Source organism: Streptomyces sp. T12 (assembly GCF_028736035.1).
Classification (GTDB): domain Bacteria; phylum Actinomycetota; class Actinomycetes; order Streptomycetales; family Streptomycetaceae; genus Streptomyces.
This window is the reverse complement of the sequence record NZ_CP117866.1, coordinates 3,622,018-3,633,311: the sequence shown is the minus strand read 5'-3', so window position 1 is coordinate 3,633,311 and position 11,294 is coordinate 3,622,018. Positions and strand designations below refer to the sequence as shown.

The following is an 11,294-nucleotide window of genomic DNA, read 5'->3' as shown; positions in this document are numbered from 1 at the left end:
CGCTCAGCTCCCCGTCGGCCGTACGAACTGTGCCGCCGTGCGCAGCAGGATGCAGACGTCCTGCCACAGCGACCAGTTGTCGATGTAGGCGTTGTCGTAGCGGCACCGGTCCTCGATCGAGGTGTCACCGCGCAGCCCGTGGATCTGGGCGAGCCCGGTCATCCCGGTCCGCATCCGGTGGCGGGCCGGATAGCCCGGATGGGCCTGGCTGAACTTGGCGACGAAGTACGGCCGTTCGGGCCTCGGGCCGACCAGGCTCATGTCACCGCGGAAGACGTTCCACAGCTGCAGCAGCTCGTCCAGCGAGGTGCGGCGCAGGAAGTGGCAGAAGCGGCTCATGTCCTGCTCGTTCGCTACGCTCCAGCGCGTCGCCGCCTCGTGTGCGCTGGCGGGCCGGTGAGTGCGCAGCTTCAGCATCGTGAACGGCCGCCCGTCCTTGCCGATCCGCTCCTGCCGGAACACCACGCCCGGCCCGTCCATGACCCGCAGTACGACCGCGCACACCAGCAGCACCGGGCCGGCCAGCACCAGCAGCGAGCCCGAGAGCACCACGTCGAGCGCCCGCTTGCCCGCGCTGCCGCGCCGCCGCCCGCCCCTCGGCCAAAGCAACCTGCGCGAGAAACCGGCCAGCTGTCCCGCCCCCTCGCGGTACCCGCCGGGCCCGTACCAGGGGGAGTCGGCGTCCAGCTCCCACAGCACGCATCCGTACGCGGCCAGCCCCCGCAGCACCACCGCCTTCTCCACCCGGGTCGCGGCACCTACGACGAGCACCGTCTCCACACCGTTCTGAACGAGCGCCCGAAGCGCGTCCTGCGCCGTGGTGAGTACCGGCAGACCGGACTCGTCGTCGATGCCACCGCGGACTTCCCGTTCGTCGGCGACGACACCCACCGGCCGTACTCCGCAGCCCGGTTGGCGCAGCAACGCGGCCGCGACCCGCCGGGCCGCCGCGACCGGCCCGACCACCAGGGCGGGACAGGGCCGGCGCCGCAGCGCCCGGCGCCGACCGCCGTGCACCGCCGCACGGCCCGCACAGGCCGCCCCGCAGTGCACGGCGACGGCGACGATCAGCACGGTCAGCGACAGCGACCGCAGCGGGGAAAGCGCCACGACGGCCGCCCAGCCGACGGCGATCCGGCCACAGACGGCCGGGAGTTCGTCGAACACGCCGGGGACGAGGGAGGTGTCGTACAACGAGGCCCGCCGGTTCAGACCGATCACACCGAGGGCCAGCAGCGCGAGGACCAGCGGATACCTGTGCGGCGCGGGTACGGCCAGGGCGCCCAGCAGGGCGGCGCCGACGTCGGCGAGCCCCAGGAACGCCCCGGAGATCCGCCGCGGACGGCGCCGGGCACCCCGGCCGGCGGGCGCCCGGCGACCGGCAGCGAGGCCGCGCGGGCTGAGAACGGAGCCGGCGCCCTCGGGCGCCGACTGCTGCCCCGCGGGCGAGGCGACGGTGCTGTCCGCGGTCATGTGGTGATGCACTTCCTGCCCTCGTTGGGTACGACCGGCGCGGTGGCGACGCCGAGCAACTCGCGGTACACGTCGGTCACCGCGTCCGTGGCGTGCCGCAGGTCGTGGGCGACGAGCACATGTGCCCGGCCCTGTGCGCCCAGCGCCGTGCGCAGCGGCTCGTCCTGCAGCAGCTCCGTGAGCGCCCGGGCCAGCGCGCCGGGGTCCTCCGGCGGTACCAGGCAGGACGGCGGGCGGCCGGCCGGAAGACTCTCGCGCGCCCCGTCCACGTCCGTGACGACGACCGGCCGACCGCACGCCATGGCCTCCAGCGGGGCGAGCGCCATGCCCTCCCAGCGGGACGGCAGGACCACGACGTCGGCGGCCCGGTACCAGGGGGCGGGGTCGGACGTCGCGCCGGCGAACTCCACCGACGCGGGCGCACCCGAGCGCAGCCGGTCCGCGTCCGGGCCGTCGCCGACCAGCACCAGCCGCGCGCCGGGCACCCGCCGCACCACTTCGGGCCAGGCCGTCAGGAGCACGTCCTGCCCCTTCTGGCGGCACAGCCGGCCCACGCACACGACCAGCGGCCCCGCCCCGGACCGCGCGCTGTCACCCTGCGGCCGGAACCTGCGGGTGTCCACACCGTTGGGGACCACCCGCCACGCGGCGGCGATCCCGCACCGCTCCCCGGTATGCCGCTCGGCCTCGCTCACGCACAGAACGCGCGTCGCCCACCGCGCCCCGAACCGTTCCCAGCCCCGCGCCAGGTGCGCCACGACGCCGTCCGCGGCCTCGAACGACCAGGCGTGCGGCTGGAAGACGGTAGGAAGGCGGCCGCGCACCGCGAGCCGGGCCGCGAGCCCAGCCTTCGCGCTGTGCGCGTGCACCAGGTCCGGCCGCACCTCGCGCACCAGCCGCGCCAACCGCCGTACCTCACCCGGGAGTCGACGCCCCGGCGATCGGGTCGCGTCCCAGCGCAGCACCGTGCAGGCGGGCCCGCGCAGGGCGTCCGCCGACGCGCCGCCCTCCGGACAGGCCACCGTCACCCGCAGCCCGGCGGCGAGCTGTGCCGCCACCAGGTCCGCGACGACCCGCGCGACTCCGCCCTCGACGGGCTGTGCGACATGCAGAATGTGCGGCACGGAACTGCGCATGACCGAGGCCGCCCTTCCGAAGAAAAGAGTCCGAACCAGCAACACGATGTGTGGCTCGCGTTCGGCTTCCTGGAGTCATGGGACGAGCAGCACCAGCCACTTATCCATATTTATCTCCCAACCGGTCAACGGTGTTGTAATGGTCACGTTTTCTGAGTGGTTTCTCGCGCGGGATCACCCAGTCGGGGTACAGCGGGTCTTTTCGTATGAGTTCCTGGAACTTGTCGGCAGCAGAGTTTCCACAGGGATCCCCTCTCGTTAGCCCGGGAGAACCGAAGTCGAGTCCCCACGAAAGGAACATGATGAAGAACCTGAAGGCTGCTGCCGTCGTCGCCGGCTCCCTCGCTGTCGCCGGAGTCGCCGGCCCCGCCGCCGCGGTGGACATGCCGGCGCAGGGCCTCGTCGACAACGGCAAGACGGTTGCCCGCAGCCTCCCCAACGCCGCCAAGCTGCCGACGGGCTACGTGGGCAACAACGTGAAGCGCACTGCGGACGGCGTGAAGCAGGGCGTGAAGAAGTCGTCCGTGGTGAAGACCCCCGTCTTCGGCGGCACGCTGCCGAACCCCGTCGACGGCCAGCTGCTCGGCGGGCTCCCGATCAGGTAGGCGATCAGGTAGGCGATTCGTTCCTCGACTTCGTCGCCCATCGGCTCGACGTTCCGGGCCGGCTCCGTATCTCGCGGAGTCGGCCCTTCGTCATGTTCGAGGGGAGTGCGACCGGCATGGCGGGGAGTGCAATTGCCTTTGCTCTTTGCCGCGTTGGGCCAAACGAAGGAATCAGGGTGACCACGGACGGCCCAGCTCCGTTGTTCCCATCGAATGGGCGCTCATTCCTCCTTGTTGGCGCTCCCTCATTTGGGCCCTGTCTGCGCACCGATGCAGACAGGGCCCACGAGTTTGGTACCGAAATCTCCGTGCGCAAAAGCCGATGGCGGCCTGCCGGAAACCGGCAGGCCGCCATCGGGTGAAGCACTGCTCAGAACAGAAGGCCACCCACGTACGGGGCGTTCTGCGCCTGGTCGACCTTGGCCGTGTTGCAGGCAGCGTAGTGCGAGTTCGGAGCAGCGACGCCGCCGAGAACGGCTCCGTTGGACCACGGGGCGAGGCAGCGAGCGTCGAGGAGGGCGCCGTTGACGACGGCGATCCCCTGCTGGGGTTCGTTCACGACGACCGGGGACGTCGAGAAGCCGCTACCGCCCTTGACCGTGGTGGTGTCACCGTCGGCCGCGGCGGTGCCGCCAGTCGCGAGGACGATGCCCGCGGCGATGGCCGAGATGGCCGTAACCTTCTTACGCATAAGTTGAGCCTTTCCGGGCTGCGTTCGGGATTTACCTGCTCCGAATGCTCGGAGCAGGAGTCAGAACAGCAGGCCGCCCTTGTACAGGGCGTTCTGCGACTGGTCGATCTTGGCCGTGTTGCACGAGGCGTAGTGCGAGTTCGGGGCGACGACGCCGCCGAGGACGGCTCCGTTGGACCACGGCACGGCACAGCGGAGGTCGACGGCCGTGCCGTTCACGATGATGGCGCCCTGCTGGGGCTCGTTCACGACGACCGGGGACGTCGAGAAGCCGCTACCGCCCTTGACGGTGGTGGTGTCAGCGTCGGCCGCGGCGGTGCCGCCGGTCGCGAGGGCGATGCCTGCCGCGAGCGCGGAGATGGCCGTAACCTTCTTACGCATGAGTTGCGCCTTTCGGGCTGCGTTGGGGTGATTCACGTCCTGCGAATGGTTCGGAGCAGAGGTCAGAACAGCAGGCCGCCCGCGTACGGGGCGTTCTGCGACTGGTTGACCGCGGCCGTGTTGCAGGCGGCGTAGTGCGAGTTCGGTGGGACGACGCCGCCGAGAACGGCTCCGTTGGACCACGGGGCGAGGCAGCGACCGTCGACGACGGTGCCGTTGACGACGAGAATGCCCTGCTGGGGGGCGTTCACGACGACGGGGGCCGACGAGAAGCCGTCACCGCCCTTGACCGTGGTGGTCTTGCCGTTGCCGTCGTATTCGCCAGCAGAGGCAAGGCCGGCAGTTCCGACGACGGTGCTGAGGGCGAGGGCCGTGATGACCGCGAACTTCTTGGACAACTCGGTTCCTTCCTGAATTCACGGTTGCGCACGCTTACGAAAAGGAAACCCGTATATGCACGCCTAAGTCACGGCGGGAACATTCAAACGTGGCCAGATTCCTTCGGATGGCGCAACGCGGCGTGCCCGCCGTGACAACCCGCATTGCGTTCATTCCCGGGGAACGTCCCGGACGGGAACCGAGGGGGAATCCGCGTGGTGTTCCTGGGAAATCAGGGTGCGTTGCGCCGAATGGAGTCGGCCGGAACGGCGGCCGCATGCGTCCGGCCCACCGGCAGGGGGAGGGCCGGTGGGCCGGACAGTTGGTTCGCGGGTGCCGTGGGCTTCGGGCCCGCCGTGTGCGGAGGGGGAGCTGCGGGTCCGGATCCAGCGCCTGGGCCTGCTGTCGGTCTCCGGCTCCCGGGAACCGGATCAGAGTCTCAGAATTCCGGGCCCAGCTCTGTCCCGCGAAAAGACGGAACCAAGGTCTTCACTTGTTGCGGAGCAAGGTGCCGAGCCCCGCGGCGGTCGGCGCGTGCAGCGGGTGCACCTGAACCTCGCCGCTTCCGGCCGGGTTCTTCACCGGAATCGTGGGCTTCTTGGCGGCCTGCGGGTCCATTCCGTCCAGGTAAATGCCGGACATTCCCCCCGACTTGTTCTTGTCGAACGCGCTGCCCTTCGCAACACCGCCTTCGCGGGCCAGCCGCGTCACGGCATCGGCCGCAGGCAGGACCGCCGGGCTCACCTTGGTCGGGGACATGAGCCCCGCGAGCGGGCTGGTGGAGATTCCCGATCCCCCGGCGGCCGACGCCGCAGCGGCGGAGCCACCCACAAGACCCGCACCGATGGCCAACGCAGCAGTGGTGAAAACTGCCTTCTTCATGATTCACCTCGCTTGAAAGTACCTCTGATCCGACGGTTGGAGAACATAGCAGTCCAAGGCCCCTGCAAAAGCGACGCGTTGCTCCATACGCGTGAAATTCGCAGGGGTGAAGAATGGAATGCACAGAGGCATTCGGAGGGATGGGCAGCTGGTCGGCGAATCGATTGATCGTATGGTGCGTCCAGCTCGGCCGACTGCCTGCGCGATACGGATGAGGAATTACCCTCGCCGCCATGACCACCGACAGCGTCACGCCCACATCGACCGCGACCGCCGACAGGTCGCTCATCTGGTCGGAGGAGTTCAGCACGCCGATCGACTGGGGCGCCAAATGGGTCGGCGACAGAACGAGCGCCTACCGCTACTGCGATCACAACCCCGACGACAACAAGCTCGACTGGCTCACCCCCGGCTGCGTGACCGTCTCGGGCGGCATGGCCACCTTCACCGCCACACCGTCCGACCGCACCCTGGAGAACGGCCGACAGGCCTGGCACACCGGCCTGCTCACCACCGAGTACTCCGACGAGGGCTTCCGGGTGAGGACCGGCGACTACGTCGAGACCCGCGTCGAACTGCCCTCCCGGACCGGGGCCTGGCCGGCGCTGTGGACCTGGAAGGACGGCGCGAACGAGGTCGACTCCTTCGAGTACCACCCGGACAACCCGCACCTGCTGGAGCTGTCCAACCACGTCAACTGCGGTTCGGCGTACTACACCGACGCGGACGCGATCGCCCCGGACAGGTGGGTGACCCTCGGCACCTGCTACGGCGCGTGTTCGGTCGAGTGGTACGTCAACGGCGCGTGCGTCCACTCCGACGGCACCGGCGTCGGCGCCGACTGGTCGGCGTATCTGATCCTGAACCTGTCGGTGTGCGCCGGCGAGTACCATCCAGCGCCCTGCGGCCCCGCTCCGATCACCTTCGGCGTCGACTACCTCCGCGTCCACCGCGAGGCAGCGCGGTGGTGACCCCGGACCCGGGCGCGCGGCGGACCGTGGGCGGCGGCCGGGCGTTCGCCCTGCTGCTGGTGCTGACCGGGGCGGCCGGACTGCTGGCCTCCTGGGTCATCACCCTCGACAAGTTCAAGCTGCTGGAGGACCCGGACTTCACCCCGGGCTGCAGCCTGAACCCGGTGGTGTCCTGCGGCAGCGTGCTGGAGAGCGACCAGGCCGAGGCCTTCGGGTTCCCCAACCCGATGCTGGGCCTGGTGGCCTACGGCATCGTGATCTGCGTCGGCATGAGCCTGCTGGCCGGGGCCGCCTTCCCGCGCTGGTACTGGCTGACCTTCGAGGCCGGATGCCTCTTCGGGATCGGGTTCGTCTCCTGGCTGCAGTTCGAGTCCCTGTACCGGATCAACGCGCTGTGCCTGTGGTGCTGCCTGGCCTGGCTCGCCACGATCCTGCTGTTCTGGTACGTCACTTCCCTCCTCGTGCGCAACGCCTTCCTGCCCGCGCCGGGTTTCGTGAAGGCCTTCTTCGCGGAGTTCACCTGGGTGCTTCCACTGCTGCACACCGGGATCGTCGGGATGCTGATCCTGACCCGTTGGTGGGACTTCTGGACGAGTTGACGCCGACCGGGTGACACCGCCGTATGGGCGTTCCGGCGGTGACCGTGGGGCGTCCTGGACGGTTACTCGTACGAACAGCCGAACCGTACGAGGAGTGAGCGATGGCCGTCAGTGCAGACGGAGTGTCGGTGGGTGCGGTACAGGGGGCGGACACCCCGCTCAGCAGCGAGCCGGAGCGGCGGACACGGCGGGAGGCGACGCGGATGCTGCTCGCCTCCGCCGCCGTGGCGCTCACACCGGTGCTCGCCGCATCCCGGCCCTCGCAGTCCGCGGATGGGCAGCAGGAGACCGACATCCCCTTCGACGAGACCTACCGCGGCCGCCGTATCCAGGGCACCCCGCTTCCCTTCGAGGGCCTCAGCGTCCTCGGCGCCGAATGGCGCGTCACCGTGGACGGCCGCCCGCTGCACCTGATGCGCCGCGCCGACGGCACCTGGCTGAGCATGCTCGACCACTACAGCTGGTACCGGACCCCGCTGGAGGCGACCCGCGCGGCCGTCGACGAACTCGGGCCCCGCAGGCGGCTGCTCGACCTGGCTCCCGGGCCGTTCCACGGCGGGCACCTGCACATGGAGGCGGAGCATGGTGTACGTGCGTAAGAACGTCAGCAAGCTGACGCGCACCGAGAGGCGGCGGTTCGTCGAGGCGCTGCTCGAAATCAAACGCAGTGGTGAGTACGACGAGTTCGTACGGCTGCACATCGAGCACTTCGTCGGCGACGGCGACCGAGGCCTGCGCGCCGCGCACATGACGCCCTCCTTCCTGCCCTGGCACCGCCAGTTCGTGCTGGACCTGGAGGGTGCCCTGCAGCGTGTCGACTCCTCGGTGACGGTGCCGTACTGGGACTGGACCCGGGACCGTTCGACCACCTCGGTGCCGTGGACCGACGATCTGCTCGGCGGCACCGGGCGGCCCGTGGACCGGCAGGTGATGACCGGGCCGTTCGCCTACCGGACGGGCAACTGGACCATCAGGGAGAGCATCACCAACGTCGAGTTCCTCACCCGGAACCTGGGCCGCCCCCGCGATCCGATCGACCTGCCCACCAGGGACGACCTGAGCTGGGCGCTGAAGGACCCTGTCTACGACGTCGCCCCGTGGGACTCGACGGTCACCAAGGGCTTCCGCAACAAGATGGAGGGGTGGGGCAACGGCAGGGTCGTCTGGCGCAACCACAACCGGGTGCATCGCTGGGTCGGGGGTGTCATGCTCGGCGGCGCGTCCGTCAACGACCCCGTCTTCTGGCTGGTCCACGCCTTCGTGGACATGCAGTGGCAACGCTGGCAGCGGCGCCACCGCAAACACCGCTACCTGCCGGCGAAGCCGCCCGGACGCGGCAGCGCGCAGTACGGCCGGATCGTCGCCCGGCACGAGCGGCTGCCGCCGTGGGACATGACTCCGGACGAGCTGGAGGACATGTCCACGATCTACCGGTACGCCTGAGGCCTGCCTGCCCCGCCCGACGGAAAATCGCTTATCTCCGCGGCCGACGTCCACTAGCCTCCGGGCATGGCTACCGATCCGACGGAACAACTGGTCCGGCTGTTCGCCGAGGAGAGCCGGGTGCGTGCCTTCGCCGCCGTGGCGCTGGGCGCGGGGAGCAGCGAGCAGGTCGCCCGGGCGGCGGGGCTGTCCCCGAAGGAGACGGCCGTGGCGTTGCTCCGGCTGCGGGAGCAGGGCGTGGTGGTGGCGGGCGGCGACGGGGAGCTGGGCGTCGCGTACGGCCTGTTCAAGGAGTACGCGCGGGAGGCGGCCCAGCGGGAGAACGACTCCGCGGCCGCCGGGAACCCCGCCTCCGGGGACGAGCCGACCGACCTGGTCCTGCGGACCTTCGTCCAGGACGGGCGGCTGGTCCGGCTGCCCGCGCGGTGGACCCGCAAGAAGCTGGTGCTGCGCCACATCGCCGAGCAGACCTTCGAGCCGGGCGTCGAGTACCCGGAGCGGACCGTCAACGAGAAGCTGCGCGCCTGGTGCGAGGACAGCGACGACATCGACCATGTGGCGCTCCGGCGCTATCTGGTGGACCTGCACCATCTGCACCGGAGCGAGGGGATCTACCGGCGGCCGGCCGAGGCCGCGCACACCGGGGACGCCGAGATCGCCTGACCGCTGCCTGACCGCCGCCTGGCGGCCGCCGGATCGCCGGTTTCAGGGCAGCTGTCGTACCGGTGAACCCGCCAGGTACGCCTGGATGTCCTCGACCGCCTGGCCGTAGTACGTCGCGTAGTTGGCCTGCGAGACATAGCCCAGGTGGGGTGTGGCGAGCAGGCGGGGGGCCGTGCGCATCGGGTGGTCGGCGGGGAGGGGCTCGATGTCGAAGACGTCGACGCCGGCGCCGGCGATGCGGCCCTCGTGCAGGGCGGTGAGCAGGGCGTCCTGGTCGACGATCGCCGCGCGTGAGGTGTTGATCAGGTACGCCGTCGGCTTGAGCAGGGCGAGTTCCGGCGCCCCGAGCAGGCCTCGGGTGCGGTCGCTCAGGGCCAGGTGGACGGAGACGAAGTCGCTGTCGGCGAGCAACTCCTCCTTGGACGCGGCCAGATGGACGCCCACCTCGTCGGCGTACTCCTTGGTGAGGTTCTGGCTCCAGGCGCTGACGTGCATGCCGAAGGCGAGGCCGACCTGGGCCACCCGGCTGCCGATCTTGCCCAGGCCGAGCAGCCCGAGGCGGCGACCGTGCAGGTCGGCGCCGACCGTCTGCTGCCAGGGGCCGCCGGAGCGCAGGGCATTGCTCTCCTCGACGATGCCGCGGGCGAGGCCGAGCAGCAGGGCCCAGGTGAGTTCGACGGGCGGGGTCGAGGAGCTTGCCGTACCGCAGACGGTGACGCCGTGCGCCTCGGCGGCGGCGTAATCGATGACCGAGTTGCGCATGCCGGAGGCGATCAGCAGCTTCAGCCGGGGCAGACGGCCGATCAGGGAGGCGGGGAAGGGGACGCGTTCCCGCAGCGTGACGACGATGTCGAAGTCGGCGAGGGCCGCGGCGAGGGCGTCCTCGTCGGGGAAGTGGGTCGTGAAGGGGACGACCTCCACGTCGTCCGCGAGGGGCGAGAAGTCGGCGACCTCGGTCGCCACGTTCTGGAAGTCGTCGAGCACAGCACAGCGCAGCCGCACGGTGGTTCCTTTCCATGGCCAGGTGGAATGACTGTACGGAACGCGCAGTACCGTGAAGGACCTGGCCGCCGAGACGGTCCGTCGGCCGGCAGGGAGGAACTCACCTTGTCACCACGCTTACTCGTCACCGGTGCCGGCGGCTTCATCGGAGGTCATGTCGTCGCGGCCCTCCGGGAGTCGCAGGCCGTGACGCCGTCCCGGATCCGCCTCCTGCTGCGCGACCCCAGGAGCCTGCCACCGGCCGGCGGCCCCGTCGCAGGCGCCCCGGCGGCGGATGTCGTACGCGCGGACCTCGCCGACCCGGCGTCTTTGCGCGGTGTCTGCGACGGCATCGACGTCGTACTGCACTGCGCCTCCCACATCGGCGACGACGAACGTCTGACCCGGACCGTCAACGACCACGGCACCCACGCCCTCGTCGAGGAGGCGATGCGCGCCGGCGCGACCCGTGTCGTCTACGTGAGTACGGCCGCCGTATACGGCCGGGGGCCCTTCACCGGAGCGCTCCCCGGCGAGTTGCCGCTCGCGCCGGTCTCGCCGACCAGCCGTTCCCGCGCCGCCGCCGAGCGGCATGTGCTGGACGCCGGCGGGGTCGTGCTGCGCCCGCACCTCGTGCTCGGGGCCGGCGACCGATGGGTGGTGCCCGGGCTGGCCGGCCTGCTGGGGCTGCTGTCGGCCGGCCTGAAGGGCTGCACCGCACGGCACTCCGTCGTCGACGTACGGGCGTTGGGGCGTGCGGTGGTCGCAGCCGGGCTGTCGGACCGGGATCTGGCGGGCGCGCATCACGTCAACCACCCGGAACCGGTGGACTGTTCGGAACTGCTGGACACGCTGGCCGACCGGCTCGGCCTGCGCCTGCCGGGCGCGCGCCTGGACATCGACGAGGCCCGGACCCGGCTCGCCGGGAAGCCGCGCGCGCTGCACCACCTCGGCATACTCGCCGTGGACCACTGGTTCGCGGACGACGGGTTCTGGAGCGGTGCCGGGGCCGATCCCGGAGCGGGGTTCGCACGGAGCCTTGCCGAACACGCCTCTTGGTACCGGGAGTTCGTGGCCGGCTGACGGGGCAC

General features: G+C 70.5%; 14 protein-coding genes. 7 read left to right on the top strand and 7 right to left on the bottom strand.

Annotation, left to right across the window (positions count from 1 at the left end; all coding sequences use genetic code 11):
• Positions 1-3 precede the first annotated feature (3 nt).
• Together PBV52_RS16190 and PBV52_RS16185 are read right to left on the bottom strand one after the other, a co-directional pair.
• A complete protein-coding gene (locus PBV52_RS16190; protein ID WP_274239071.1) occupies positions 4-1,473 on the bottom strand; it encodes an exopolysaccharide biosynthesis polyprenyl glycosylphosphotransferase in 1,470 nt (489 codons plus the stop codon).
• On the bottom strand, positions 1,470-2,609 hold the full coding sequence (locus PBV52_RS16185; protein WP_274239070.1) for a glycosyltransferase: 1,140 nt from the start codon (positions 2,607-2,609) through the stop codon (positions 1,470-1,472). The genes PBV52_RS16190 and PBV52_RS16185 overlap by 4 nt, the downstream gene beginning before the upstream one ends.
• 302 nt (positions 2,610-2,911) lie before the next feature.
• Between PBV52_RS16185 and PBV52_RS16180 the strand changes: the two genes are divergently transcribed.
• The gene (locus PBV52_RS16180) at positions 2,912-3,214 is read left to right on the top strand and encodes a hypothetical protein (protein ID WP_274249411.1); all 303 of its coding nucleotides are present in this window, start codon (positions 2,912-2,914) and stop codon (positions 3,212-3,214) included.
• A gap of 370 nt (positions 3,215-3,584) precedes the next feature.
• Here the strand turns inward: PBV52_RS16180 and PBV52_RS16175 are convergent, their stop codons facing one another.
• The 4 genes from PBV52_RS16175 to PBV52_RS16160 all read right to left on the bottom strand — a co-directional run bounded on the left by PBV52_RS16175 (position 3,585) and on the right by PBV52_RS16160 (position 5,546).
• A complete protein-coding gene (locus PBV52_RS16175; protein WP_062714413.1) occupies positions 3,585-3,905 on the bottom strand; it encodes a hypothetical protein in 321 nt (106 codons plus the stop codon).
• 60 nt (positions 3,906-3,965) lie between these two features.
• Positions 3,966-4,286 (bottom strand): hypothetical protein, encoded by a 321-nt coding sequence (locus PBV52_RS16170; RefSeq protein WP_274239069.1) that lies wholly within the window; start codon positions 4,284-4,286, stop codon positions 3,966-3,968.
• 62 nt (positions 4,287-4,348) lie between these two features.
• The gene (locus PBV52_RS16165) at positions 4,349-4,684 is read right to left on the bottom strand and encodes a hypothetical protein (protein ID WP_274239068.1); all 336 of its coding nucleotides are present in this window, start codon (positions 4,682-4,684) and stop codon (positions 4,349-4,351) included.
• Between the two features lie 469 nt (positions 4,685-5,153).
• Entirely contained in the window at positions 5,154-5,546 is a 393-nt protein-coding gene (locus PBV52_RS16160; protein WP_274239067.1) for a hypothetical protein, read from the bottom strand.
• Between the two features lie 233 nt (positions 5,547-5,779).
• On the opposite strand from PBV52_RS16160, the gene PBV52_RS16155 reads away from it, so the two are divergent.
• The 5 genes from PBV52_RS16155 to PBV52_RS16135 all read left to right on the top strand — a co-directional run bounded on the left by PBV52_RS16155 (position 5,780) and on the right by PBV52_RS16135 (position 9,222).
• Positions 5,780-6,517: a beta-glucanase gene (locus PBV52_RS16155; RefSeq protein WP_274239066.1), complete on the top strand. Its 738-nt coding sequence runs from the start codon at positions 5,780-5,782 to the stop codon at positions 6,515-6,517.
• The gene (locus PBV52_RS16150) at positions 6,511-7,116 is read left to right on the top strand and encodes a vitamin K epoxide reductase family protein (protein ID WP_274239065.1); all 606 of its coding nucleotides are present in this window, start codon (positions 6,511-6,513) and stop codon (positions 7,114-7,116) included. Before PBV52_RS16155 ends, PBV52_RS16150 begins: the two co-directional genes overlap by 7 nt.
• 101 nt (positions 7,117-7,217) lie before the next feature.
• Positions 7,218-7,715 carry a tyrosinase cofactor gene (locus tag PBV52_RS16145; RefSeq protein WP_274239064.1) on the top strand — a complete coding sequence of 166 codons (498 nt, stop codon included), beginning with the start codon at positions 7,218-7,220 and terminating at the stop codon, positions 7,713-7,715.
• Positions 7,699-8,559, top strand: a complete 861-nt coding sequence (locus PBV52_RS16140; RefSeq protein ID WP_274239063.1) for a tyrosinase family protein — start codon at positions 7,699-7,701, stop codon at positions 8,557-8,559. Before PBV52_RS16145 ends, PBV52_RS16140 begins: the two co-directional genes overlap by 17 nt.
• Before the next feature lie 66 nt (positions 8,560-8,625).
• Positions 8,626-9,222 carry a DUF2087 domain-containing protein gene (locus PBV52_RS16135; RefSeq protein ID WP_274239062.1) on the top strand — a complete coding sequence of 199 codons (597 nt, stop codon included), beginning with the start codon at positions 8,626-8,628 and terminating at the stop codon, positions 9,220-9,222.
• 42 nt (positions 9,223-9,264) lie between these two features.
• Here the strand turns inward: PBV52_RS16135 and PBV52_RS16130 are convergent, their stop codons facing one another.
• Positions 9,265-10,224 carry a D-2-hydroxyacid dehydrogenase family protein gene (locus tag PBV52_RS16130; protein ID WP_274239061.1) on the bottom strand — a complete coding sequence of 320 codons (960 nt, stop codon included), beginning with the start codon at positions 10,222-10,224 and terminating at the stop codon, positions 9,265-9,267.
• Between the two features lie 105 nt (positions 10,225-10,329).
• Here PBV52_RS16130 and PBV52_RS16125 point away from each other — a divergent pair, with 105 nt between their 5' ends.
• The gene (locus PBV52_RS16125) at positions 10,330-11,286 is read left to right on the top strand and encodes an NAD(P)-dependent oxidoreductase (protein WP_274239060.1); all 957 of its coding nucleotides are present in this window, start codon (positions 10,330-10,332) and stop codon (positions 11,284-11,286) included.
• Positions 11,287-11,294: the final 8 nt, after the last annotated feature.

Bases quoted from the DNA above. Each gene is read 5' to 3' on its own strand.
- PBV52_RS16145 (WP_274239064.1), top strand. From the start codon at position 7,218: ATGGCCGTCAGTGCAGACGGAGTGTCGGTGGGTGCGGTACAGGGGGCG.
- PBV52_RS16190 (WP_274239071.1), bottom strand. From the start codon at position 1,473: ATGACCGCGGACAGCACCGTCGCCTCGCCCGCGGGGCAGCAGTCGGCG.
- PBV52_RS16185 (WP_274239070.1), bottom strand. From the start codon at position 2,609: ATGCGCAGTTCCGTGCCGCACATTCTGCATGTCGCACAGCCCGTCGAG.
- PBV52_RS16180 (WP_274249411.1), top strand. From the start codon at position 2,912: ATGAAGAACCTGAAGGCTGCTGCCGTCGTCGCCGGCTCCCTCGCTGTC.
- PBV52_RS16160 (WP_274239067.1), bottom strand. From the start codon at position 5,546: ATGAAGAAGGCAGTTTTCACCACTGCTGCGTTGGCCATCGGTGCGGGT.
- PBV52_RS16170 (WP_274239069.1), bottom strand. From the start codon at position 4,286: ATGCGTAAGAAGGTTACGGCCATCTCCGCGCTCGCGGCAGGCATCGCC.
- PBV52_RS16155 (WP_274239066.1), top strand. From the start codon at position 5,780: ATGACCACCGACAGCGTCACGCCCACATCGACCGCGACCGCCGACAGG.
- PBV52_RS16140 (WP_274239063.1), top strand. From the start codon at position 7,699: ATGGTGTACGTGCGTAAGAACGTCAGCAAGCTGACGCGCACCGAGAGG.
- PBV52_RS16135 (WP_274239062.1), top strand. From the start codon at position 8,626: ATGGCTACCGATCCGACGGAACAACTGGTCCGGCTGTTCGCCGAGGAG.
- PBV52_RS16175 (WP_062714413.1), bottom strand. From the start codon at position 3,905: ATGCGTAAGAAGGTTACGGCCATCTCGGCCATCGCCGCGGGCATCGTC.